Genomic DNA, 23,909 nt, shown 5'->3' on the forward strand with positions numbered 1-23,909 from the left:
TACACCTATATCTCAGTAATACTATTAATGTTCTTCATAAACTTATTAAGATTCTCTATTCTAGAATTTTGGATCTCAATTATTTTTTCATAACATTCCTGGACCGTGTTAAAATCCCTATTTTCCCTAGCAACCTTTAGCCTCTTTCTTATTCCCTCATAATCACCTTTCGAATCTCTAATTTTAACATTTGAGTTTTTTAGGAGTACTAAGGAACTCTTAAGCATTTCAACCTGCTCATCTGTTAATGAGTCTTTTTGCTTCATAAGGCTCTTAACGTGTTCCTTTGCTTTTTTATAGGCTTCCTTTGATTCTTTAACTAACTCTGATATTTTCTCTCTATTATCAGAAATTTGCTTTACATCAGACTTTATTTCTTCCTTTACTTTACTTGAGCTTTGAATTTTATTTTTAAGCTTTTCCTTTTTTTCTTCTTTATTCTTTGTTCTATTCTCTATTTCTTCTCTATCTTTTATTTTGTTCTCTCTTTCTTTCCTAGCCTCTATTTTCTTCTTTTTTTCTTCACTTCTATTCTCAAGTTTATCCTTTAGCTTTGAATATGTAGGTTTCTCATCGGCGAAAGAAATCATAGCACTAAGGGACAAACATATAGCTATAAATATATAAATAAATCTCTTCATTATCTATCCTCCCTCCTCTAGTTCTCATTCTCAATTACTAGATCATCGTTTTCGATTGTATCGATTTCATCTATCCCTTTGAACACATCATCAAGGAGTTTGTCTATTTCATTTAAAATCTCTTCTTTTTCCTTACTAGTTACAGTATTATTAGATTTTGCAATAACTTCAGCCTGTTGTTGAGGTTGTTCCTTGCTTTCTTTGGAAGACTCCTGTGTATTACTTGTTTCATCCTGATTTACAGTTTCTGACTTTATTCCTTCTTCTTTTTTTATCTCCTTTTGTGGCTCTTCTCCAACTACTTTTTCAGCCTCTTTTTCTGTATTACTGCTCTCCTGATTCGAAGTACCAAGTTCACTCTCTTCTTTATTTTCATCACTTACCAATTTTTCCGTCTTAATATCGGTTGTTATTTCTTCTTCACTATTATTTTCTATTTGATTAATCAGCTCTTCAATTTCTGTATCAGAATCACTTTCTCCGCAGCCAACTAGTATAAATAACAGAATTCCTATTGAAATAAGTTTAATGACACTTTTCATAGGCAACTCCTTTCGTCATGTTATTTAATATGTTACTCTATCCTGTGAAACATCTCAATGCTTATAGAGATAATCAACTTCAAGGTTTAATAAATTTTTGTGAAAAAATGTAGAAGCATTCATTATTTTCACAGAAATTTATTTTGAATCTTAATGTTGTTTATCTATAATAGATTTGAGCTTATTTTGGTATTGTAAAGCTTATTTCTGTACCTTTTCCTACCTCGCTACTTACATCAATTTTTCCTTCATGAAGCTCAATAAGGTTTTTCACAATACTTAATCCGAGGCCAGTACCTCCTGTTTTAGAGTAACGTGATTTATCTACTCTATAGAACTTCTCAAATATTAGCTTTAAATTCTCCTCATCTATGCCTATCCCATTATCTATAATTTTGAATTCTACATACTTTTCTTTATCAATAACAGAAATTATTATATTTACCTTATCTAGTGAGTACTTGATAGAATTACTAATAAGATTTATCAATATCTGCTTTAATCTATCTTTGTCAGCATATAACATTAAGTCATTATCACAGTTTATATCAATTGAAGCTTCTTTATCATTTAACCCCATAACCGCGCTACTTGCAATATCTTCTAGTAAATTTCTTAGATGCAGATCTTCCTTTAATAATCTCAAAGCCCCTGATTGAATTTTAGATAGCTGTAAAATATCGTTAGTCAACTTCATAAGTCTCGAGGTTTCATCTTTAATGATCTTAAAACTCTCATTGTATTCATCAGGTCCTATGACTCCATCAATCATTCCCTCTATAAAGCCATTTATCGAAGTAAGCGGGGTTTTTAAGTCATGGGATACATTGGCTATAAACTCCCGTCGCATGCTTTCAATTTCAGAAAGTTTATTTTTCATATAATTAAATGTAAGTGCCAGTTGCCCAATCTCATCCTGAGAACTAACTACTAAATCCTCTGTCTCTTCACCAGAAGCAATCTTTTTAGCCGCAGCGTCGATTCTTTTAATTGGCCTAGATATTCTTAGGGAGTTAATATAAATGAAAATTCCACTCAATATCATAGCTATAAGTGCCGTAGACCAGATAATTAGATTCATCCTAGTAATATTACTCGTTATTTGATTTACAGGTGAGAAAATTAAAATCGTTCCACTTATTTCTGAATTCACTTTTAATGGTACCCCTAGAAAAACAAGAAAGGTATCCAATTCTTTAGAATAGTGCTTTTTCCTAAAAACTACATTATCATCAAGTATTTTTTTCAAATCATCTATTAGATATCCTTCCATAAATTCATTTGCTTGCTCTAGGCTTTCTGGGTTTTCTAAGCTCTCTTTATTTAATTTTAATAGATAGATGCTTGAATCAGTAATATATCCTAAGGAATTCAAATAGGCTTCTAGTTCCTTTTTAGAAAGATCTTTATTATTAAAGTCATTAACGACCTCTTGAACCTTTATTGCTACAAAGTTAAGTGACTCTTCTTTTTCATTAAAGATATGTACTCTGTAAACTGCCGATAGAATAAGGGACAAAATTGAAATTATGCAAACTATAATAATTAGATTAGTAATCAAAAGCTTATTAAATATACTTTTAAACATTATCTATCCTCCATATTTAACTACGTAGGTTCCGAGTGCATCAAACTCAATAATATTTTACCATATATAGAGAGTTCCTAGTTAAACTTATCAAAATATCTGATGTTTCTTAGGATTTTTGATGTGTATAAATTAAAGTTTTCACTGGAATCTCTATCACTCCATCCCGTTTTTTTGAAAAAATCATTTATTTACCCCACGAAACTACACTTTTCATAGATTTAACATTGTATTAATCTTTAGTTAACATTACTCATGTAGTATATACTTATAAGAAATGCTAATCATAATCCTCTCTTAAAATAGAAAAATCTTTAGCATTACCTCTACAATAGGGCTACTGCTTCCAGGCAGAGCCCATATTATTTTTTAACTCTTTAATTTATAAAAAAGCCCCTTTTAATAGATATTTTTAAGCCACATAAATGTATCTATTAAAAGGGGTTTATATCTGGTATTCAGCATTCTTATTTTACTATAAAAGAGTTCGATCGTTTCCCAAAGCCCTATAAAAAATCCTACAGTCTTCTGATATCTCTGGAGGTATTTTTTTTAAGGCTTCAACACTTGAGAATGTTTTAAGTATGGGCTTGTTTTCTTTGTCATAGACTAAGTGAAAATTATGATATTCCGTAAAAATTTTAGCATATCCAGATGTTGTTGTCTTAGCGAATATTCCCTTATATCCATTCTTCCTTGCTCTATCCATAATCAATTTTATTAGCTTTGCAATAACATATCCTCTGAACTTAGCCAACCTAGAGCCACACATAAATACTTGCACATATTCATTTTTTTCCGCCATGCATCCGGTTTTAAACTGAACTGTATTAAGAAACCTATTGTCAATTTCAGCTAGGAAATCTACAATGTCATTCATAGGTGCTAAACTCCCTTTAAAACTAAAGTTCTTTTTCTCGGGATCAAAATTTTCACTTACAACTACAGCAACTACTCTATTAGTTTTTTTATCCAAAGCAACAAATGATAACTCATGAACAACCAAATCTCTAATACATTTTAAAGCAAATTCGAACATATCTCTTTTGGATAATCCCAAGGCATTTACCATAGGTTCGCTTATTTTTCCTCTGCAACTATCTGTCTCCACAAGGGTTTCAGAAAGACACTCGGCAGCATCTAAAATTAGTTCTTCATCCATAGCGTCTAACAATCTATATTCTAGATTTAGTTGTGATGGAGATTTTAAATTCAGTGTACTATCAGGCATTTCTATTGTTTTTGTAAATCTCTTATCCACTCCAACTCCTCCGCTTCACTAATATTACTAATCCTAGCTCATCATACACTGTAAATTCTATAGAAAAAGACAACTACACAAATGCAGTTGCCTCAATAGCATACTATAATATTTAGGCAACCTGGCAATCATAGGAACTTTTTTCCCTTAGACCCATGGCTTTGCGACCCTGCCTTTCGACAGGTGTGCCACTTTCTAATCATATAATTTTTTATCACATATTGTAATATGATATCATATTTTGTCGTATATATCAATTTGGTTATAACCACTTATATATACTTCTCTATAGAAGCTAATTACGATGTCCCCTTTATCTTTTAAACAAAATTTAGAAAACTTATAAAAATAATAGAATTTTCACATGCTTAAGATTATTAAGTATGTTACAATAATTTATAGGTGCTTTAAAAAAATAAATTTATTAATTATATAAGTTACGAAAAATCTATTACGTTCTGGATATTTAACATCATCATATAGGTTAGCTATCAAGTCTTTGAATGTAAAATATTTATTGTATTGTATATATTTGATTAATTGATAATAGAATATAATGCAAAATATATCTTTCTTACGAAAACGGAGGGTCTATTATGAGCAGTAATTTTCATTCTGTGGTTTTAAAAGATGATATATGTATTGGATGTACTAACTGTATTAGAAAGTGTCCAACTCAGGCTATTAGAGTTAGAAATGGAAAAGCGAGAATAACAGGAGTTAAATGTATCGATTGCGGAGAATGCATAAGAAAATGTCCTGAACACGCCAAAGATAGCGTTTCGGATTCTATTGATAATATAGAACCATATAAATATAAAATTGCTCTACCAGCACCAAGTTTTTATTCCCAATTTGGAAGTAAAAATAAACCTGGTAAAATATTAGCTGCCTTAAAAGCCGTGGGTTTTGATGAAGTGTTTGAAGTAACAAGAGCCGCTGACATCTATACAGAATATACAAAAAAAATAATTGAAACCAGTGATATACAGCCACTACTATCTTCTTCATGTCCAGTTATTGTAAGGCTTATAAGAGTAAGATTTCCTAACTTGATTAATCATATACTCCCTATAGAATCACCTATGGAGATAGCAGCTACTATAGCAAGAAAAGAGGCATGTAAAAAGCTTGGCCTTTCACCTTCTGACATCGGTGTATTTTTTATTAGTCCATGTCCATCTAAGGTAACTAGTGTAAAAAATCCAATAGGCTCAAAGATGTCTTCCGTTGATGGAGTTATATCTTTTAAAGAAATACATCCATTTATAGTTAGAAATCTCGAGTCATCCTTAGAGCCTTTACCTTATTATCTTTCTGGAAAGGGTATTGGTTGGGCTAAGGCTGGTGGAGAGACCTCAGCCCTTGGAATCGAAGACTATATATGTGTTGATGGTATAGAGAATGTGATTAACATTCTAGATGATATAGAGGATGGAAGATTAACTGGAATTAGGTTTGCTGAACTCCTTTCATGTACAAATGGTTGCGTTGGAGGAGTTCTGGCCATTGAAAGTCCATTTATTGCCAAAAATAGAATACGAAGATTATCTGAAAAGCATCTATCTATTCCTCAAAGCCAAGACTACGATTTAAATGACGATGAAATAGCTTTAAATGAAGAAATAACTCCTATAAAGAATAATGTCTTTGGAAGTGATGTTGTTGAGGCCATGAAAAAAATGTCTGAATGTATGAAGATCAAAATGCAATTACCAAAGCTTGACTGCGGCGCTTGTGGCTCTCCATCATGTCAAACCATGGCAGAAGATATAGCACTCGGTCAAACACAGCTTGACGATTGCATGGTTTTATTTAAGAAGAGATTTGAGGAACAGTCTAAATAGGTAAAACTTTATGATAGAGCAAACCATTCTATTATAATAAAGGACATCATTATAGAAAGTACAGGATAACCTGAACATTATCTATAATGATGTCTTTTTAGCTTTTAATTATATAATATATTTTATTATTTCTTACAAATATGAAGCTTCATCTCTTAACTCCTGCACTATTCTCTCTATAACTCTTCTATCACACCGAATTTCCTTATGCAGCATTAATCATCATACCTATTATTGGAAGAAAAATTACACTCGATAAAAGTATTAATTTTTTCATGCTAATAGGATCATTATCTTTCTTCCTCTGTATAACAAAATATGATAAACAAACTACAGCTAACAAAAATTCAATAATATAGGCATTCATTGGAGCAGTTCTATAAAAATCAAAACCAATTGACATAGTATCCGTTCCAAAAATATTGTGTGAAAAACCCGAAAACAAATCGCAAATTTCATGAAAAACTACTAAGCCCAAACTCCAAAGTGCTAAGTTTCTATCTTTATATATGATGTACATAATTATTCCAACTAGAATAGCCATAATAGCCGCTGGAATAATATCATGACTGTAAGTCATTTGCAAACTTGATAATTCAGAAATTCCTAACTTCTGCGTTATCAGATCTAGAGGAATTAGAAGATCCTGTATTTGAACAATAATCAATAATAAGAATAACGGATATTCTTTGTTCTTACTATAGGGAACTAACGCCGTGGTAAAATGTCCTGTTACCATTATCTCTCTCCTTTCTCATCTGTTCTACGAGCTAATAACCAAATTATTGCTGCCAATCCAAAATAAACACCTACAAATAATATCTTATCCATTATAAACACCTACACTTTTTTTAATAAAATACAACATAACAACTACTTTATTCAAATTGATTTCTTCATGCAGATTCAATTTATTTACAATATCTCCCCCCTTTTGTTAGTAATTAATCACTAACTTTATTTTGAAAAAAAAATTATATACCTTGAGTTCATATACCAGAACTTAATTTATACATATCAAAATACTCGATGTTTCTGAGAAGTTTTGATATGTATAAATTAATAGTTCTATTTGAATCTCTATATCATTATTCGATTTTTAATATAAAGTTTAAAATATTTGAAACTACTTGTTTCTTAAGTTCTTCTGTAAGATCTAACTCACCTGTATGATATGCCCTAGCAACTTCAAGTATAGGTACATGAACGAATGCCTCGTAGAGTGCCATTGGCATATTTCGAAAATAACCCTTATCAATATTTTCAATAATATCTTGGTTAACACGTTCTAATCTTTTCCTACCCATTTCATGAATCACTTGATTCATATAGTTTGAATAATTAAATTGCAAATAATACATTAATTCATGACGATGTGTCAGGAAATAATCTAAGTAATTATTCAATGCCTTTATTGTTCTTTCTCTAATATCAATTATCTTGTCCGCATCCTTCGAGACAAATTTATCTAAATCAGACTTTATTTTGAGATACACTTCAATTATCAGTTCATCTTTATTTGAAAAATGCTTATATATTGTTGCTTCAGAAAATCCTGCTTTTTTAGCAATTTTAGATGTAGGTGTATTATGAAATCCAAAATCATTTACTAGTTCCATTGTAGCCTTTAGTAATTTTTCGCGGGTAGTTATTTTAATCACCTCATAATATAATTAAGTTAGTAAACACTTACTAGTCTAATTATATTAATCTATTCTAAATTTGTCAATAAATGAAGTTTAACTTTTCTTATCACATTTTGTCTGAAATCCTTAATATCTCATTAGCCGAAATCTCGATATCCTTATAAGTTGTTTTGTATGAACTTACACTGATTCTCATCACTGATTTACCTTCCCATTTAGCTCCGCCTAACCAACAAACCCCTGATTCTTGAATATTCTTTATCAACAGCTCAGTTTTTTCATCGGACTCAAATCTTACTAATACTTGATTAAAAACGACATCATTCAGTATTTCTAAGCCCCCCTCTTTAAGCAACTTCGAAAAGTAGATTGCTTTCTTATGAAGCTCCCATACTAATTCCGAAACACCATTTTTGCCTAATCCCTTCAATGTCGCCCACAAATCTATTGCTCTAGCTCTCCTGGACATTTCCGATGTATATAACATTCCATCCCTATTATCACTATAAATAATGTAGGACCCTATCATATGCATAGAATTAACAAGCATCTCTTTGTGCCTACACAGGATAATTCCATTATCATATGGCGCATTCAATGTCTTATGTCCATCTACTGACCATGAGTCTGCTAATTCAATACCTTTAATTAGATGATTAAATTTTTCATTAGCTGCTGCCCAAAGTCCAAATGCTCCATCGACATGAACATAAGAACCTGCTTTATTGGCCTTTGAGCATATTTTTTCAAAATCATCGAAGGCTCCAGAATTAACATTTCCAGCCTGTAGAATAATTAGAGTTTTACTATCTAGTTCAGGCATTTTATCTGTTCTTATTCTCCCCTGCTCATCTACAGGAACTTTGATAACGCTGTCATTCCCGAGACCAATAATCGATAGTGCCTTATAAACAGTAGAATGAGCTCCTTCTCCTACAACAACTTTGATTTCAGGAGCATTCATCAATCCATCCTTTATGACATCATATCCTAGGTTTTTAAATAAAAGATTTCTCCCTGTAGTTAATCCTATTATTGTTGCTGTTGAACTGCCACTGACATAACCAGCAACGGTTTTATCTGGAAGCCTTAGCAAATCTCTCAGCCATTTTTCAGTAACATCTTCAATTTTAGAGGTTACTGGAGATAATACATACATCGCTGGATTTTGATCCCAAGTATCGGTTAACCATTTAGTTGATAATGCTGATGGAAGAATACCTCCGCAAACAAATCCAAAATATCTTCTACCTGTTTGAGCAACAGTCGCTGGTGATCCATAGGTATTAAGTTTATTCAAGATATCAACCGTTTTCTCAGGCTGATCAGATAGCTCTTCATCGAAGGCTTTTAGATTATTAATCGCCTCCTTGTCTGGATAAACTCTCATATTATCAACTTTATTAATATAATCTACAGCCATTTCATGAGCTAACTTCAAGTCTTTTTCAAAATTTTGGTTTCTTATTTCTTCAAGTATTGGACTTTTATATAGCATTTTTTTCATACTACCCCTCCTTTATTTTTGTATAATTTTATTATATAATCGGCTTATCATACATACAATCGTGCGATTGTATGTAATACAATAAAGGAGTGTGAGGTCTTGGTTAACTATTATGGTAATGAAATCACATGGATTCCTAAGTTTGAAAAAACTAATAAACCAATTTATAAATCCATCGCTGAAAGCATAGAAAGAGACATTAGGGATGGTAAATTAAAGAGTGGTTTCAGGCTCCCACCCCAACGAATAATTGCAAATTTCTTAGGTATTAACCATAGCACTGTCACTAGAGCCTATAAATTGTGCGAGGAAATGGGATTAATAAAAGGAGTTATTGGAAAAGGGACATTTGTTAGCAGTAATGCCGGAATTCCAGTTGACCTGTTAACAGACCATACAGATAAAAGTATTATTGAAATGGGTATGGCACTCCCTCTATATGAAGTAAATGAACTCATTAAGTCCTATGTTAGTGAGCTTTACGATTCTATTGACTATGATATAACTCTAAAATATTCCCTACCCGAGGGACATATTAAGCATCGGTACATCGCTTCAAAGTGGATCGAGAAATATAAGATAGAAAGCACTCCTGATAACATAATCATCACTTCGGGATCACAAAATGCTCTAGCAGTTATCCTAGTTAGTTTGTTTAATAAAGGAGATAGAATAATCGTTGATGAATTTACATATACCGGCTTGAAAAGCCTAGCGAAACTCCTTGGTATCATATTAGTTCCTGTTAGTGGAGACAATCTTGGAATAGATGTTTATGAGTTAGAAAAAACATGTAAAAGAGAAAATGCTAAGGGAATCTATTTAATTCCTGATTGTCATAATCCTACATCTATAACCCTAAGTGAAGAAAGAAGATATTTAATAAGTAAAATAATAAGCAATTATAATTTATTATTAATCGAAGATGGCACCTTCAGTTTCTCTGTAGAAAAAAAGCTGAAACCAATTACTACTATCATTCCAAGTAATAGTGTGTACATTCATGGTACGTCTAAAGCCTTAAATCCAACCTTTAGAATTGCATATATTGTGTCGCCTAAGAAATATTTAAACCAATTAAAACATGGTGCGAACAACCTAACTTGGATGGCTTCTCCTCTCACATCTGAGATAGTATCACTTTTACAAAACACCTTAAAATATGATGAAATTGTAGATATTAAACTGAAAATACTCAAAGAAAGAAACCAAATACTTGATGATACATTAAAGGAATATAACCTCTTACCATCCTCTACATCATTATTTAGATATTTAATACTACCAAATGAGTGGAGCGATACTAATATCGAACGTATTTGTTTAGAATCAGGACTTCAGATTTTTTCTTCAAAGAGATTCTCTATAGGAATGAGTACTGATCACAATGCTATTCGAATCTCAGTAAGTGCTCCAAATAATCTAGAGGAACTAAAAAGAGGGCTTTTAATTCTAAAAAATGCTCTATTCTCATACGAATATAGCTTTGAGCCTATAGTATAGAATTATATATTTTACCTTCTTCATCTAGATGGAAGCATATGACGTTCTCTGAAAGACTATTAGAAAACATTAAAAGAAATAAAAAAAATTTTGAAGTTATCACATGGTTCTCATATAACTTTTTTATAATAGCCTTAAGAGATCTAAAAAAACATAAAAATGAATTTGAAGGAGGAAGAACAATGTCTAAGAAAAAAATTATTAGTTCTTTAATTATCACAGGTTTATTGCTTGGTAGTATTGGATGCTCAACGATACAACCTGAAGCCGCTAAGCCTGAAGAGCAACCAAAGGTAGAAGTGGAGAAAACGGATGAAAAAATAGTAGAAAAAGTTAAGGCGATCTTATCAAAGTATGATTTTTCAGCATTAACTGCAGAAGATGCTAAGGCAATCAACGATGCTTTCAGGAGTGCCGGCCTTAAAGGTGGTAAAGAATTGGAAAGTGCTATTAAGGCGGCAGGCTTCGATCCAGCTATAATTCGAGAATTAGATCCGCCGCCTTCATCGGATAAAGACTCTAACCAACCAAATGACAAAGAAGAAAAACCTAAAAAGAATGATGATAAGCCCGACAATAAATCTGATAAACCTAAGAAAGATGATGATCAGAACAAAGATAAAGCCGATAAGCCTGAAAAAGATGGTGAAAAAAATTCTGGACAAAACTATTCTGTCGAGCAAGCAATCTCAGATAATGCCCAGTTACATACTATAGCATTTGATGCCCTTGCATTTTTTACTGGTGAACTTGGTAGCGACTCATTCTTTCCACCTGGTAAAGTATCAGACTTCTTTGGATTTCAATACTTAAGAGATGTCGATGAAGATGGTCTTGGACACAATACAACATTTGTACCCCGTGTTGCTAATAATGTTTTATATATTTTGAATGATGAACAGGTTGATCAGTTAAAAAACTTGGCAGAGGAACAGGAAAAACTTCTTAAAGACTACGGATATAGTCGTTTTCCATTGATGAAGGCTTTTCGTCGACAACTTGATGGAGATATCCCTAAGGATACAACCGGTTTAAGTATAGATGCAGTAGCTGACTATTCAAGTGAGTTGTATGAAATAGATGGACTACTTAGTTATAACAGAGCAAAGGTACTTGGAAACATTATCAATTCATTAGATGATAAGCAAATAGCTTATCTTGATGAAATGGCTAATGGAAGTTCGTCAACATGGCCTACAAAAGAAGATCAAGTTGATAAGAAGGATATGTCACACGAACAGCACGTTTTGGTTATGACCTATGCCAGTGAATTGTTTAGTTGGTATGCAGGAGATATTGAAAGTGATACGTACTTTTGCCCTGAAAGACATGGAACTTATTTTGGAGCTTTTTACATGAAGGATATGCCGGCTATGGGTAACCCTGACTATACTATAGGTACTAATGTTACAGGCGATAGCGGTAAAGAGTTTTTAAATATTTTAACTGAAGAACAGAAAAAGCTAATTATTGACTTAGTAGATATTCAAAAAGATGATTTACTTGAAATCGTTGAAAAAAGAAGAGCAATATCAAAAGAACTTCGTGAGTTTATGAATGGTAAAGATGTCGATGAGGATACCGTACTTGAGCTATCTCGAGAGTATGGAGAACTTGATGGCAAGATCGTATATAGTTATGCTACTCACTTCAGTAAGGTATATGAGACCTTGACTGACAATCAAAAGGAACAACTAGTGAAACTAAGAAATCTTGATGACTACCAAGTTGAAGGAGCTTTCTTATACTCTGAACCTATTGAAATGCCAAATATCATGGATACAGATTTTCTATTTGAATAAGTATATGGCCCATCTTTATTTATAAAGATGGGCTCTTAAGTCTTTACTATCTTATCTAGGTAATCATTAAAGTGTTATAATATATCCAAAGAGTACTTACATACATCTTTTAGAATGCTATGTATCTATTTAATAAATTGAAAAGGGGGGCTTTGTAATGCTCGGTAAAATACTTTATGCTGATGACGAGGCAAATTACAGAAGACTTGTTAAGATGTTTTTAGAACAAGCAAACTATGAGGTACTCACCGTCAGTAACGGCAAAGAAGTTATAGATATATTAAACCTACATAATGATATTGATCTGGTTATATTGGATGTTATGATGCCTAATCTCAACGGATGGCAAACATGTCAAGAAATCCGAAAAAAATCCAGTATTCCTATTATAATGTTGACTGCCTTAGGAGACATAACTAGTGAAGTTCACGGTATTGAAAACGGTGCAGATGATTATGTTGCTAAGCCCTTTTCCCATGAAGTCCTTATTGCTCGTGTAGGTGGTGTACTACGTCGAGTACGTAAAAATCAGCAAGAGCAATTTAGTGATGAAGGTATGTTTTTTGAAGAATCCACTAACTCTGTCATTATTGACAGCGATAAAATTTCCCTACGGCCAAAGGAATATGAACTTTTAATGTGTCTAGTGCTTAATAAATCTATTGTACTTTCTCGTGGACAAATTTTAGATAAGGTATGGGGGTATAACTATTTGGGCGATCCTAGAACAGTTGATACTCACATTAAAAGCCTCCGAGCGAGGTTAGGACATGTCGGGAAACGTATTAGAACCTTGAGAAATAAAGGATATTGCTATAGAGGTGTTGACTAATGAGATCGATCAAAATGAAATGGATGTTGGCTATAGTAATTTTATTGACCATTTTGATTGGAGCAATGATCTTGGTCAACTCTATTTTTCTTGAAAAATACTACATATTTAAAAATAAATCAACTTTTGTTGAGGAATATGAGGAACTCTTGGAGGAGCACCGTGGCATATCCGACGATAAATTCCTAGATATTTTGAGAAGTCATAATTCAATTACTGGGTACAAGTATCTTGTCGTTAACGAAAAGTATGATACTGTCTTGTCATCGTCTCCTGAATTTAAAAAAGGTGATAGATTACGTCTACCAAAAGAGTTCAAAGAGTTTATAGAAATAAATCAAAAGAAGCTTGAAGAAGGCCATATATTTTATGATGCCTTAAAGAATAATGAAAATGAAAACTATCATATCACTTTAGCTGCCAAATTAAGAAAGGATCATTTTTTACTGATTACTAAACCATTACAACAAGTACGTGAAAACGTAGCTATTGCCAATGACTTTTTCATTATGATTGGTATAGGTGTTTTGATTATAGGAGTAGTTCTTTCTAATTTTATGTCACGAAGGATAGTAAGGCCTATATTAGAAATAACGGATATCACCAGTAAAATTGCTCATTTAGATTTTTCAGAACGGTATCATGGAGCTTTAAAGGATGAGGTAGGTATATTAGGTAAGAGCATTAATACAATATCGGAAAAACTACATTCTACAATTAGTGATTTGAAGCAGGCTAACGATGACCTTCAAGGAGAAATACAATTGCAAAAGCGTTTTTTAGCTAGTGTATCTCATGAGTTTAAAACCCCTGTTGGGTTGATCAGAGGGTATACAGAGTCATTACATCTAGGCATGGCGAAAGACACGGAAGAAGCCAAAGAGTTTACATCGATTATACTTCAAGAAACAGATCGTTTGAATCGATTGATTAGCGACATTATATTTTTGATGCATGTAGACTCAGGAGTATTTCAAATGACTATGAGGGATTTTGATTTATCCAAATCAATTAAAGAAGTGGCTAGTAAATTTTCCCAAATGCCCTCAGATAAACCCTTTGAATTACAAATAGATATTCCTCCTTCGTTACAAGTTCTTGGAGATGAAGGACGATTGATTCAAGTTCTGGAAAATTTAATTTCAAATGGTATACGTCATGTTAACTCTGGTGGTATACTGAAAATTAGCGCAGAGCAAAAGAATAATGTAGTTAAGGTGGCAGTCTATAATAGTGGCGAAGAAATTCCTGAGGAGCACCTTTCCCATCTATTCAATGCCTTTTATAGTGCACAGGATTCTCGTTCTCGAAATAAAGGTGGCACCGGGCTGGGACTATCAGTAGTTAATAGCATAATACAAAAGCATAAAGGCCAGTGCGGTGTTTTTAATAAAGAAAATGGAGTAGTATTCTGGTTTACACTTCCTACACAAAATTAAGATACAGTGTCGCTTTTTTACAAGTATTACTTTAAATCTTGAGATAGAATGAAGTATAACATTTTGGAGGTGTAAAAATGAAGGAAAAAGGATGTATTGAAATAATAACGTTTAATCTGGTTGACAATTTAGAAGAACAACAGATTTCAGAAGGTTTTAAGATACTTGATAGGTTCTATAAAAAGTTCGACGGATACTATGGAATGGATATTGCTAAAGTAGAACAGGGCCAATGGACTTTGGTTTTAAGATGGGAGTCAAAACAACTTGAAAAAAATGCTAGTGCTAATATGATGAAAAGTGATGAAACAAATCAATTTAAAATGTTAGTCAATCCTAAAACAGTTGTCAAAAACGTATATTCATGTGTTGATATCAACTGAAATTCGCAGTAATTGATCAAACACTTTTAGCCAAAAGAGTGTATCTCTAATGATGAGATATACTCTTTTCATTGCAAACATATGATAAAATAATAAGCAAGATATGCTTATTCTGCTGTGGTATACCTCTCTAGCTAGTACTTTATTATAGTGGACTAATTGAATTTGCAATGATGAGGAGGTGTCAAAAAATTGATAAAAATACAATTTCTAAATGAAGTTAAGCCATTGCTGAGAGGTCTTATTCGCCATTATTGGTATGTCAATGGTGAAGAAGGAAGTCCGCCTAGTAAAAATTTATTACTACCTATGGACCATGTTGATCTGATTATAACTATGGGCGATCCCTATATTTATAGTAAAAATAAAAAGATCTTCCAACCTAAAAATATTCATTTTCATGGAATAAGAGAGGGGTCAGTTCAAATAACTCAACAAGGTAGAATACAAGCCGTAGGAATTAGTTTTGAACCTTGGGGTTTTTACTTTTTTACAAGACAGTCGATGAGTCAATATGTCAACAAAATAGTAGACTTAAGAGATGTAAATCATTCACTTTGTGAAGAGTTATCTGATCATATGGTACAATTTGACGATCCTATAGACTTTATTAAAACCGTAGAAGAGTCGCTAATAAGATGTGTCAATCTCAAAACTCAGGAGCACATTGACTGTAGAATAATTGAGGAATTTATAAGTTCCGATATCAATAGTATAAAAGATTATTGTCAAATCGGTGGAGTATCAATACGAAAATTAGAACGTATCTTTAAAAAATATATTGGTGTCAGTCCTAAAAGGTTCATGAATATTGTTAGATTTGAAGCTTCTTCAAGAGATATGATAAATAGTAATAGTTCTAGTTTAACAGATATTTCATATAAACATGGATATTATGACCAACCCCATTTTGCCAGGGTTTTTAAGGATTATACTGATTATGCTCCAAAGGACTTCCAATCAGATAAACCAGCTGTAAAATCCCACTTTGATTACGAATAGTAGGAGATTCATATAAGTACTACTCTACAATTTAAAGCCACTATAAAGCATCACCTTTTTAAGGTGTAAATATATCAAACAATAGATTTCTTTATATTTTCACTTTTTATATTCAGAATGTAAAAAAATAAGTCATCTAACCTCTCAGTTAGTGACTTGTATAATGGTTAACTATTTACTATCTCCTTAACCCTTCCTACAATTCCACCCTCAAGCATTACTTTTATGCCATGAGGATGACTATGTGAGTTTGTAAGAATTCTTTGAACTACGCCTTCTGTTAATTTTCCAGAGCGCTGATCTTGTTTTTGTACTACCTTGACCCTTGCACCTATCTTAATTTTTTCTCTTTTAGTTCCTTGCATCACACTGTTCCCCTCTCTTTATTACTTGTATCTGCAGCATTATTTATGAATCATAAATTTTTTACTACCATGTCAATTTTTACATCTACTCTAAAATAGCAGGGATAATATATTTCTTGAGAAGTGCCCATCTATCTTGAGGCCTTTGAATTATTTTAGACGCTATCACTACAACCAGATCCTTTTGAGGAATACAAAAAATATGATTTCCGCCTGAGCCTGCTGCTGTATATGCCAATGTATTTTCTACTTCAAAAAGCCACCATAGATAACCATATTTACATATATTCATAGCTGTTGATTCAATCCATTTTTCTGAAATAATTTGCTTGTTATCCCAAGCTGTTGATTCATCAATCCATTTCTCCGAAATAATTTGATTGTTATCCCAAATACCTCGATTCAGATACAAAAATCCAAAACGTGCCATATCCCTAGGAGTTATTGTTAGTCCCCACCCGCCAGTGGTGTTGCCCTGGGGATCTTTAATCCATCCCGTAACATTTTTCCCGAAAACGTCATCTAACTTAAATGATTTCATTTGGTGATCAGGTATTTCTTTTATTCCTATAGTCTTGAATAAATGTTTGTTTGCAAACTCCCTAGCAGACATGCCTGTTGCACGTGTAATAATAGCCGAAAGCAGATGCGTTCCTGCAGTGCTATATTGAAAATTCCCTATCTGTCCATTTCTACCTAACTGGTCTAAAATATATTTTACCCAGTCCTTTTGTCTTCTTAGTCTGTCTAAAGGTTCATTCTTCCACGGAAATGGTGCAGTCATAGTAAGAAGATGTTTAATCGTAATGGTACTTTTTGAAATATTATCTGCCCCCGAAAGATATTCAGGAAAAAAATCCAATACTTTCTGATCTACGCTTTTAATATATCCTGCATCAATGGCAATGCCAATCAGAGCAGATATAAAGCTTTTTGTCACCGATGCTACATTATGTGTATCAGTCGAACAATATCCATTGTAATATCTTTCATAAACTATATACCCCCTTCTTACTACAACTATGCCATTAATATTTTTGTATTTGGAATTTATAGTATACTCAAAATCCGTAAGATATTTTGGATCCATATCTACATCTACTAGCTCTGCTGTCTGCCACTCTTTTGTGGGCCAGTAATCTCTTTTACTAGTAATTTCAAGCATTTAAATACCTCCCTGTTTTGGATTTCGGATTTTCTTTCAAAGTCCGTGGTGAACCCTCTGCGATAATCCTTCCTCCATCGAATCCTCCTTTAGGACCGAGTTCTATAATCCAATCGCAGGTTGATAAAACCTCAGGATCATGCTCAACAACAATTACTGAATTCCCATTTCCAACCAATTCATCTAATAATAAGATTAGCTTGGCAGTATCACAAAGACTAAGACCAACAGTTGGTTCATCCAGTACATAAAGTATATTTCCTTTTCGTTGTTTACCGATTTCTTTTGCAAGTTTGATTCTCTGAGCTTCACCTCCACTAAGTGTTGGCGTAGGCTGTCCCAGTTTGATATATCCCATACCAACCTGCTTCAATACTCTTAATGTAGAAGTAATTCTCTTACTATCTTCAAAGAAATTGACAGCTTCTGAAACAGTCATTTCTAGTATGTCAACAATATTTTTTCCCCTATAGCTAACAGATAAAGCTTCATCATTATACCTTTTCCCGTGACATTCCTTGCAAATATTATTAATAAAGAAACTGTCTCCTAGCCACTTTTTTTCCTGCCCACTACCTCCACATTCAGAGCAGGCGCCCTTTGAGTTAAAGGAAAAGTGACCGGCAGTTAAGTTTTGCTTAATAGCTTCTGGCTGCATAGCAAATATCTTACGTATTCTATCCCAAATACCAATATAGGATATCACATTGGAGTTTATATTTCTACCTATAGGAGCCTGCGATACTTCAACGTATCCAGAGATATGTTCTACACCTTCAAGTTTTACCTCTTTTTTTGCAGATGTAGTAAATAAGGTGTAGTCATCAATTTCATTTTTCTGAGTATTTGTTTCATTATACTCTGATTTATTATAAAAGTGGCTTTGAAGAAGTGAGATTAGAGTGTCTGAAACAAGAGAGCTCTTACCGCTTCCAGATACACCGGCAATTCCAACAAGCATACCCAAGGGTAATGACACAGTTACATCCTTTAGATTATTTTGTTTTGCATGCCTGATTGTAAGCTTAGGTGTTTCCTTTTCAATTTCACAATTTTGATTTGTTTTTCTAGCAGGCATTATAGCTTTACCAGATAGATATTGACCAGTGATTGATAAATCACACTTAAGGAGACCATCTATATCACCCTGATAAACGATCTGTCCACCTTGCGTCCCAGCCTTCGGACCTATATCAATGATATGGTCTGCCATCTCGATTGTGCTTTTGTCATGCTCTACAATAATAACAGTGTTACCCAGTTCTTTAAGAGCCTTGATTGATTTCAGCAGCTCAGCCTTTTCAGACTCATGTAATCCGGATGTTGGTTCATCAAGGATATAAATAAGAGAATCCATTTTTGATTCCAGATGTGAATTAAGAAAAAGTCTTTGTAGTTCTCCACCACTAAGAGTGGACATTTCTCTATAAAGGGACAGATGGCCCAAACGAGATTTACTTAAGCAATTTACTTTATGCAAAATATCTTTAAGTAGGTTATTTCCTAAGGGCTTTAAAGTATCTTGCTTTAATAGTCCTGCAAGAAAATCATGTAATTCTGTTATTGTCATTTTTCCAAGTTCGCCGATATGTTTACCTTTTAAAAATACTTTTTGTGCTTCTTCACCAATCCTAAATCCTCCACAATCGGAGCAAACCGATGATGTGTATATACCACCTGAATTATCGTCGCTTTTTAAAAGGCGACCTTCAAAAATTCTTTGTAAACAATAGCTACGATTTTGGCTATTGCTATTTGTATATTTTCCATAAAGAATCTCTATTTTTACTTCATCGGGTATTTTTAAAAAGGGCATTTCTAGATAATCCTTAAACTTTTTATTGAATAGTTTTTTATAACCGGGTGTTGGTTTAGCTATTTCAAAAATCTGTTTTAGAGTTGTATTTTCATAGGGAATAAGTTGTTGCATATTCATTTCATAATACGATCCTTTACCAGAGCACCTAATGCACATTCCATTCGAGTTGTTATATAAAAAATAACTAGCCGGCAGGTATTCTTCTACATTTCCACATTTTGAGCATATCATGTCATCGCCAACAAGTGAATCACATGTTGAACAGGAAATCTTGCCTTCTGCTGCATAAAGCACTGCAAGCATCTTTAAGATACTGGTCTTTGTGCCCACAGTTGAACGTGGATTGCTTTGGCGTATAATATTTTGCTGTACTGCTATTGTCGGGCCTATACCGGATATGTTATCAAACTTGTCTTCATCATCGATCCCAGCAAAAACACCCAACGACTGCAAGTATTGTTTACGTCCCTCTTCAAATATAATGTCAAAGGCAAGACTAGATTTGCCCGAGCCGCTTACCCCTGTTACTACAACAAGTTTGTTTTTTGGTATAGATACATCAATTTCTTTAAGATTGTGGATACGTGCACCTTCTATTGTTATGCTTTTCATAAATTCACCCCTTAAAAAGTATAGGCAATTGCTTTTTAGAGTGCAAATATTTTTATAAAAGCCTCCTAATATTCAGGTATGATTCCTAAGTATTACTAATGTTGCTTGAATTGATAATTCTATCTACTGTCCTTATCTATATTTTCTGTAGTAATGATCCTAAAGCCATTACAATGGTTTTACTGGGAGATAAATATCAAGAATTTGTTTTTTCTCTGGGTGTGTGTTAGGGTCATTTGCATACATTTCAAAAATGTAACCTTTATCCGGCTGAAATCCGCTTTTCGGAAGCCATTCACCGTAAATATAGTCCCAAGCATTGGTGATATCGCTTCGATCAATTTCAAAGTGCCCAATTGCATATTTACCCGATGGAATGTTTATCTTTCCGATCTCCCCTTCCACTTTTATATCCTCTGAAACGGCTAGGCAAATACTAGTTTTTAGATTCTCATCTTCAGTAAACTCGGGATTATCATGGTAAATTGAAAAAAGCTTGATTCCATCACAACCTATTAAATTCCTCGCCATAGCCCAACTTATTAATTTTCCTAACATTCCTTGGAACACAGTAGCCAATTCTTCATAGGAACCCATGTGCCTTAAATAGATAGCTTTTATTTCTTCAATTATTCGTACCTCAACATTGCCTTTTACTAAAATATCATTATTCTTTCTTAAGGTATTTGATACTTTTTCATTATACCTTGGCAATATCATATTAGCTTTGCAATCCTTGCTATCTACTTTGCAATTCTTGCTATATTTTTTCCTTACTTCTGAAGCACTCATTCCATAGTGCTTTTTAAAAGCTCGTGCAAATACTGCTGAATCAGAAAACCCTAACTGCATTGCTATTTCGGTAATACTCATACTAGGATTGTGCAGAAGATAACCTGTTGCTCTCTCCAATCGTATTCGATTTATATAACTTAAAAGCGTTTCTTTAATAATTCCTCGAAAAATCCTACAAAAATGAAACTTTGAAAAACCAGAAATGTCTGCAAGTATATCAAGGGAAATATCTCCTCCAAGATTTGCTTCAATGTAATCTTGGACTTTATTTATTCTTGAGGTATATTCACTATGTATAAGTGAACTAGTTGATTCCAACATTGATTTCACTCCTTTAACAGTCACATATATAGGGATTATATAATATAAATTAAAGTCTTTACTTAAATCCTTATAGTCATACTACTTCAAAATTTATTAATCCTTCAACTATAATTACTAAAAAAATATTGTTATAAAGATTTAATACCATTTCTATATATTGTAAAAATTCAATATATAGAAATGGTATCACGTACTAAAATTTCTTTCAATAATAGATCAGATTTTGTACCTTCAAAAGACAGGTCTGATGTTTTGGAATTTATAAATAGTAATTATTTGCTTTCGTCTTCTCCCCCCTAAAAAAACTATTAATTAGTACAGCCATTTGTACATTTCAAGCTGATTTATTTTATTCTTTTCCATACCGTAGTGTTTGGCAAATGTATGTAACTCCGAGTTGTTTGTGTAGGTGATATTTAACTTTTGCGTATCTGTATCTACTATCAATCTATTTAGTAAGGCTCTTGCATACCCTTTTAATCTATACCTTGGGTTAACCCATATATATAAAATTTTATTTTTTGCTCCTGCCAAACCTGCAATTAAACGATCATCTTCTCTTATACCATAATAATTACAAGACAGCTGTTTAAAATAGGAAAACTCGCCCTGCCATGGTAGGTGTGAAAACTCTTCCTCTCTCAATGAATAAAGGTCCTCATGGCTAATAACACTTATCGCATTTGATAAAGGGTTATTACCTTGTACTATAATCTCTTTATTTTCTATCTCCCAATTCATATAGGTTAGGTCATATATCTTTTCATAACCCATCTTTTTATAAAAACTAATGGCTCTATCATTGCTATCTATTACCTCTAGAAATAGCTGCTTACAGCCTATATCCCTTGCTAAACCTTCATGTAATTCAAATAGCTTTGTGGCTACACCACTACCTCTTTCTTCTGGTATCAAGGACATAGCTCCACATCTAAGTGTCTTAAATATCTCACCTGTCTTTATCCCACCTAATATAATCCCTATAGGTCTATTATTCCTAAAAGCTACAAAGGATAGCTCTCTTTCATTTCCCTCGATACCAAAAAATCTACTAATTAACTGTTCTTGTGTCATGTTAGCTTGTATTATATAATCTGCAAACCCATCTCTGAAAGCTTCATATATTTGCCTATCAGAAACTTCTATACACTTTTTAAAACTGTACAATTCTTCACTCCCCCTTCAAGTACTTAAGATGCATATCTACAATATCTTTTATCTGAGTATCTGTGATCACTCTTCCCATTACACCCGATAGAACCCCAACACCGTTTATTGTACTCATAATCTGATATACCATGGAGTCTACATTGTAGCTAGCCCTGAATACTCCCTCCATTATTCCTTGATTGATAATATGTTCTATATCAGCCCTATAGGCTTTATAGCGCTCATCATCTATCTCTTTGAGTTCTGGAATATCCTTAGGTAATGACCAAAACATTAAGGATATCTTTGCCCATTTATGGTTTTTAGGGTATTTGAATATCTCAAGTCGCCTTTCTAGGTATTGTGATAAGATCTGATCAGCAGAAAGACTGCTGTCTATGTCTTTAAGAATATTTCTTCTTTTGGAGTCTATACGCTGCATAATTCCTAAGAGGATCTCTAGCTTGCTATTGAAATAAACATATATTCCGCCCTTGCTGATATTAGAAGCCTTCATAATGTCTCTCATACCAGTAGACGCATACCCCTTCTCTGCAAAGAGTTCAAAGGCTATATCCAAAATATAATCTCTTCTCTCACTTTTCTTTTCTTCGGATAATTTTGGCATAATCAACCTCCTTTTAAAAACCGATCGTGCTTTTATTTTATCACGAGCTTTACTAATTTTCAACATGAATCATTCATGAATATTATTCAGTCGTAAATTATCTCGTTTGCAAAAAAAAAGAATCCAAGTTAAATTACTTGGATTCCTTTAAAACTTGATACCCGAAAAGCCTGCCCTTTAGAGTTTAAAAATCAACGATAAACTATAACTATTTCGTAGATTCTTTCTTTCGTATCCCTACCACACATTCAACATGTGCCGTGTGCTAGGTGTAGATTCTTTATGTACTAGCTTATATATTAATTCGCTACAATATAAAACAAGGCTCTGTAAAAATAATGTTAATACCAAAATTCTATTATGTCATATTTTAAGAAGAATGCGCCTTAACTGCAAATACGGATTCTACTCATATTCTCCCCAATATATTGGAATTTACATCTCAATAAGTGTTTTCAATTCATTTATAAAACGACAAACATGAAATCCATCACATACAGCATGATGAACTTGTATTGCTAAGGGCAAGATATATTTTTCGTTTTCTTTATAATATTTTCCTATTGTAAAAATTGGCAACAAATAATCATACCCCTTTTGTAAATTCAAGTTAAAACCTTCAAAAGTTTCCCACGGAATCATAGAAACATGAAAAGTATTATTGGGCGTATTGGGCTTTGCTTCCATTCGCTTTACAGAACCAAATTCCTCAATATCCTTTTGATACTCTTTACGAAAAGTTTCATAATCCTCGAAATATTCTGTCCAAACATTAGAGAATGTTTCAGTATCTTTGTGGAATACTGTATAACATGGAATTAGCTCATCAAAAATACCTAGTTGTCCATTATTGTTTAATGATGTTCTAAATTCGCTATGCTTATTAACTACTCTTGATAAGAGATAGAGCATTGTTGGATATAGTTTTTGATTGGATTTTTTTATTTTTGTAATATCAAGTTTTACTGTCATACTGTATGTGCAAGGAACTCTTGAAGAGTAGTGTTCAAAATATTCTTTTCTTTCCCATTTTTCTTTGTCTATAAGGTTGAAACTCAT

At 32.9% G+C, this 23,909-nt stretch carries 21 protein-coding genes and 1 riboswitch; of the genes, 7 read left to right on the forward strand and 14 right to left on the reverse strand.

Features of this window, described 5'->3' with window-relative positions; translation table 11 throughout:
* Positions 1-5: 5 nt before the first annotated feature.
* The 4 genes from R9X47_RS05715 to R9X47_RS05730 form a co-directional block, all read right to left on the reverse strand.
* Complete coding sequence (locus R9X47_RS05715; RefSeq protein WP_432665769.1) at positions 6-641, reverse strand: hypothetical protein; 636 nt, start codon at positions 639-641, stop codon at positions 6-8.
* Between the two features lie 17 nt (positions 642-658).
* Entirely contained in the window at positions 659-1,183 is a 525-nt protein-coding gene (locus R9X47_RS05720; RefSeq protein WP_432665770.1) for a hypothetical protein, read from the reverse strand.
* Between the two features lie 181 nt (positions 1,184-1,364).
* Positions 1,365-2,771 carry a sensor histidine kinase gene (locus R9X47_RS05725; RefSeq protein ID WP_432665771.1) on the reverse strand — a complete coding sequence of 469 codons (1,407 nt, stop codon included), beginning with the start codon at positions 2,769-2,771 and terminating at the stop codon, positions 1,365-1,367.
* 475 nt (positions 2,772-3,246) lie between these two features.
* On the reverse strand, positions 3,247-4,032 hold the full coding sequence (locus R9X47_RS05730; RefSeq protein WP_432665772.1) for a hypothetical protein: 786 nt from the start codon (positions 4,030-4,032) through the stop codon (positions 3,247-3,249).
* 112 nt (positions 4,033-4,144) lie between these two features.
* A riboswitch (cyclic di-GMP riboswitch) is annotated at positions 4,145-4,232 on the reverse strand.
* 396 nt (positions 4,233-4,628) lie between these two features.
* Between R9X47_RS05730 and R9X47_RS05735 the strand changes: the two genes are divergently transcribed.
* A complete protein-coding gene (locus R9X47_RS05735) occupies positions 4,629-5,879 on the forward strand; it encodes a [Fe-Fe] hydrogenase large subunit C-terminal domain-containing protein (protein ID WP_432665773.1) in 1,251 nt (416 codons plus the stop codon).
* 205 nt (positions 5,880-6,084) lie between these two features.
* Here R9X47_RS05735 and R9X47_RS05740 read toward each other — a convergent pair whose 3' ends face one another.
* The 3 genes from R9X47_RS05740 to R9X47_RS05750 form a co-directional block, all read right to left on the reverse strand.
* The gene (locus R9X47_RS05740; RefSeq protein WP_432665775.1) at positions 6,085-6,618 is read right to left on the reverse strand and encodes a hypothetical protein; all 534 of its coding nucleotides are present in this window, start codon (positions 6,616-6,618) and stop codon (positions 6,085-6,087) included.
* Positions 6,619-6,967: 349 nt separating this feature from the next.
* Complete coding sequence (locus R9X47_RS05745) at positions 6,968-7,498, reverse strand: TetR/AcrR family transcriptional regulator (protein WP_432665776.1); 531 nt, start codon at positions 7,496-7,498, stop codon at positions 6,968-6,970.
* 133 nt (positions 7,499-7,631) lie between these two features.
* A complete protein-coding gene (locus tag R9X47_RS05750) occupies positions 7,632-9,032 on the reverse strand; it encodes a pyridoxal phosphate-dependent decarboxylase family protein (protein ID WP_432665777.1) in 1,401 nt (466 codons plus the stop codon).
* A 99-nt stretch (positions 9,033-9,131) separates the two neighbouring features.
* Here R9X47_RS05750 and R9X47_RS05755 point away from each other — a divergent pair, with 99 nt between their 5' ends.
* The 6 genes from R9X47_RS05755 to R9X47_RS05780 all read left to right on the forward strand — a co-directional run bounded on the left by R9X47_RS05755 (position 9,132) and on the right by R9X47_RS05780 (position 15,993).
* Positions 9,132-10,535, forward strand: coding sequence for a PLP-dependent aminotransferase family protein (locus R9X47_RS05755; protein WP_432665778.1), 1,404 nt, complete (start codon positions 9,132-9,134; stop codon positions 10,533-10,535).
* A 182-nt stretch (positions 10,536-10,717) separates the two neighbouring features.
* Positions 10,718-12,337, forward strand: a complete 1,620-nt coding sequence (locus R9X47_RS05760; protein WP_432665779.1) for a Spy/CpxP family protein refolding chaperone — start codon at positions 10,718-10,720, stop codon at positions 12,335-12,337.
* 157 nt (positions 12,338-12,494) lie between these two features.
* Positions 12,495-13,169 (forward strand): response regulator transcription factor, encoded by a 675-nt coding sequence (locus tag R9X47_RS05765; RefSeq protein WP_432665780.1) that lies wholly within the window; start codon positions 12,495-12,497, stop codon positions 13,167-13,169.
* Positions 13,169-14,608, forward strand: a complete 1,440-nt coding sequence (locus R9X47_RS05770) for an ATP-binding protein (protein ID WP_432665781.1) — start codon at positions 13,169-13,171, stop codon at positions 14,606-14,608. Before R9X47_RS05765 ends, R9X47_RS05770 begins: the two co-directional genes overlap by 1 nt.
* A 77-nt stretch (positions 14,609-14,685) precedes the next feature.
* Positions 14,686-14,991, forward strand: a complete 306-nt coding sequence (locus R9X47_RS05775) for a hypothetical protein (RefSeq protein WP_432665782.1) — start codon at positions 14,686-14,688, stop codon at positions 14,989-14,991.
* Positions 14,992-15,183: 192 nt separating this feature from the next.
* Positions 15,184-15,993, forward strand: coding sequence for a helix-turn-helix domain-containing protein (locus R9X47_RS05780; RefSeq protein WP_432665783.1), 810 nt, complete (start codon positions 15,184-15,186; stop codon positions 15,991-15,993).
* Between the two features lie 167 nt (positions 15,994-16,160).
* Here R9X47_RS05780 and R9X47_RS05785 read toward each other — a convergent pair whose 3' ends face one another.
* From R9X47_RS05785 to catA, 7 genes are all read right to left on the reverse strand, one after another.
* Positions 16,161-16,358, reverse strand: a complete 198-nt coding sequence (locus R9X47_RS05785) for a YwbE family protein (RefSeq protein ID WP_432665784.1) — start codon at positions 16,356-16,358, stop codon at positions 16,161-16,163.
* Positions 16,359-16,443: 85 nt separating this feature from the next.
* Positions 16,444-17,523: a serine hydrolase domain-containing protein gene (locus R9X47_RS05790; protein WP_432665785.1), complete on the reverse strand. Its 1,080-nt coding sequence runs from the start codon at positions 17,521-17,523 to the stop codon at positions 16,444-16,446.
* Positions 17,516-19,954 (reverse strand): excinuclease ABC subunit UvrA, encoded by a 2,439-nt coding sequence (locus tag R9X47_RS05795; RefSeq protein WP_432665786.1) that lies wholly within the window; start codon positions 19,952-19,954, stop codon positions 17,516-17,518. Before R9X47_RS05795 ends, R9X47_RS05790 begins: the two co-directional genes overlap by 8 nt.
* Before the next feature lie 168 nt (positions 19,955-20,122).
* Positions 20,123-21,070 (reverse strand): AraC family transcriptional regulator, encoded by a 948-nt coding sequence (locus R9X47_RS05800; protein WP_432665787.1) that lies wholly within the window; start codon positions 21,068-21,070, stop codon positions 20,123-20,125.
* Positions 21,071-21,385: 315 nt separating this feature from the next.
* Complete coding sequence (locus R9X47_RS05805; RefSeq protein WP_432665788.1) at positions 21,386-22,240, reverse strand: GNAT family N-acetyltransferase; 855 nt, start codon at positions 22,238-22,240, stop codon at positions 21,386-21,388.
* Between the two features lie 4 nt (positions 22,241-22,244).
* Positions 22,245-22,850, reverse strand: a complete 606-nt coding sequence (locus tag R9X47_RS05810; protein ID WP_432665789.1) for a TetR/AcrR family transcriptional regulator — start codon at positions 22,848-22,850, stop codon at positions 22,245-22,247.
* Between the two features lie 435 nt (positions 22,851-23,285).
* Positions 23,286-23,909 (reverse strand): type A chloramphenicol O-acetyltransferase, encoded by a 624-nt coding sequence (gene catA / locus R9X47_RS05815; RefSeq protein ID WP_432665790.1) that lies wholly within the window; start codon positions 23,907-23,909, stop codon positions 23,286-23,288.

The organism is Wukongibacter baidiensis, assembly GCF_050888315.1.
Taxonomy (GTDB): domain Bacteria; phylum Bacillota; class Clostridia; order Peptostreptococcales; family Caminicellaceae; genus Wukongibacter; species Wukongibacter baidiensis.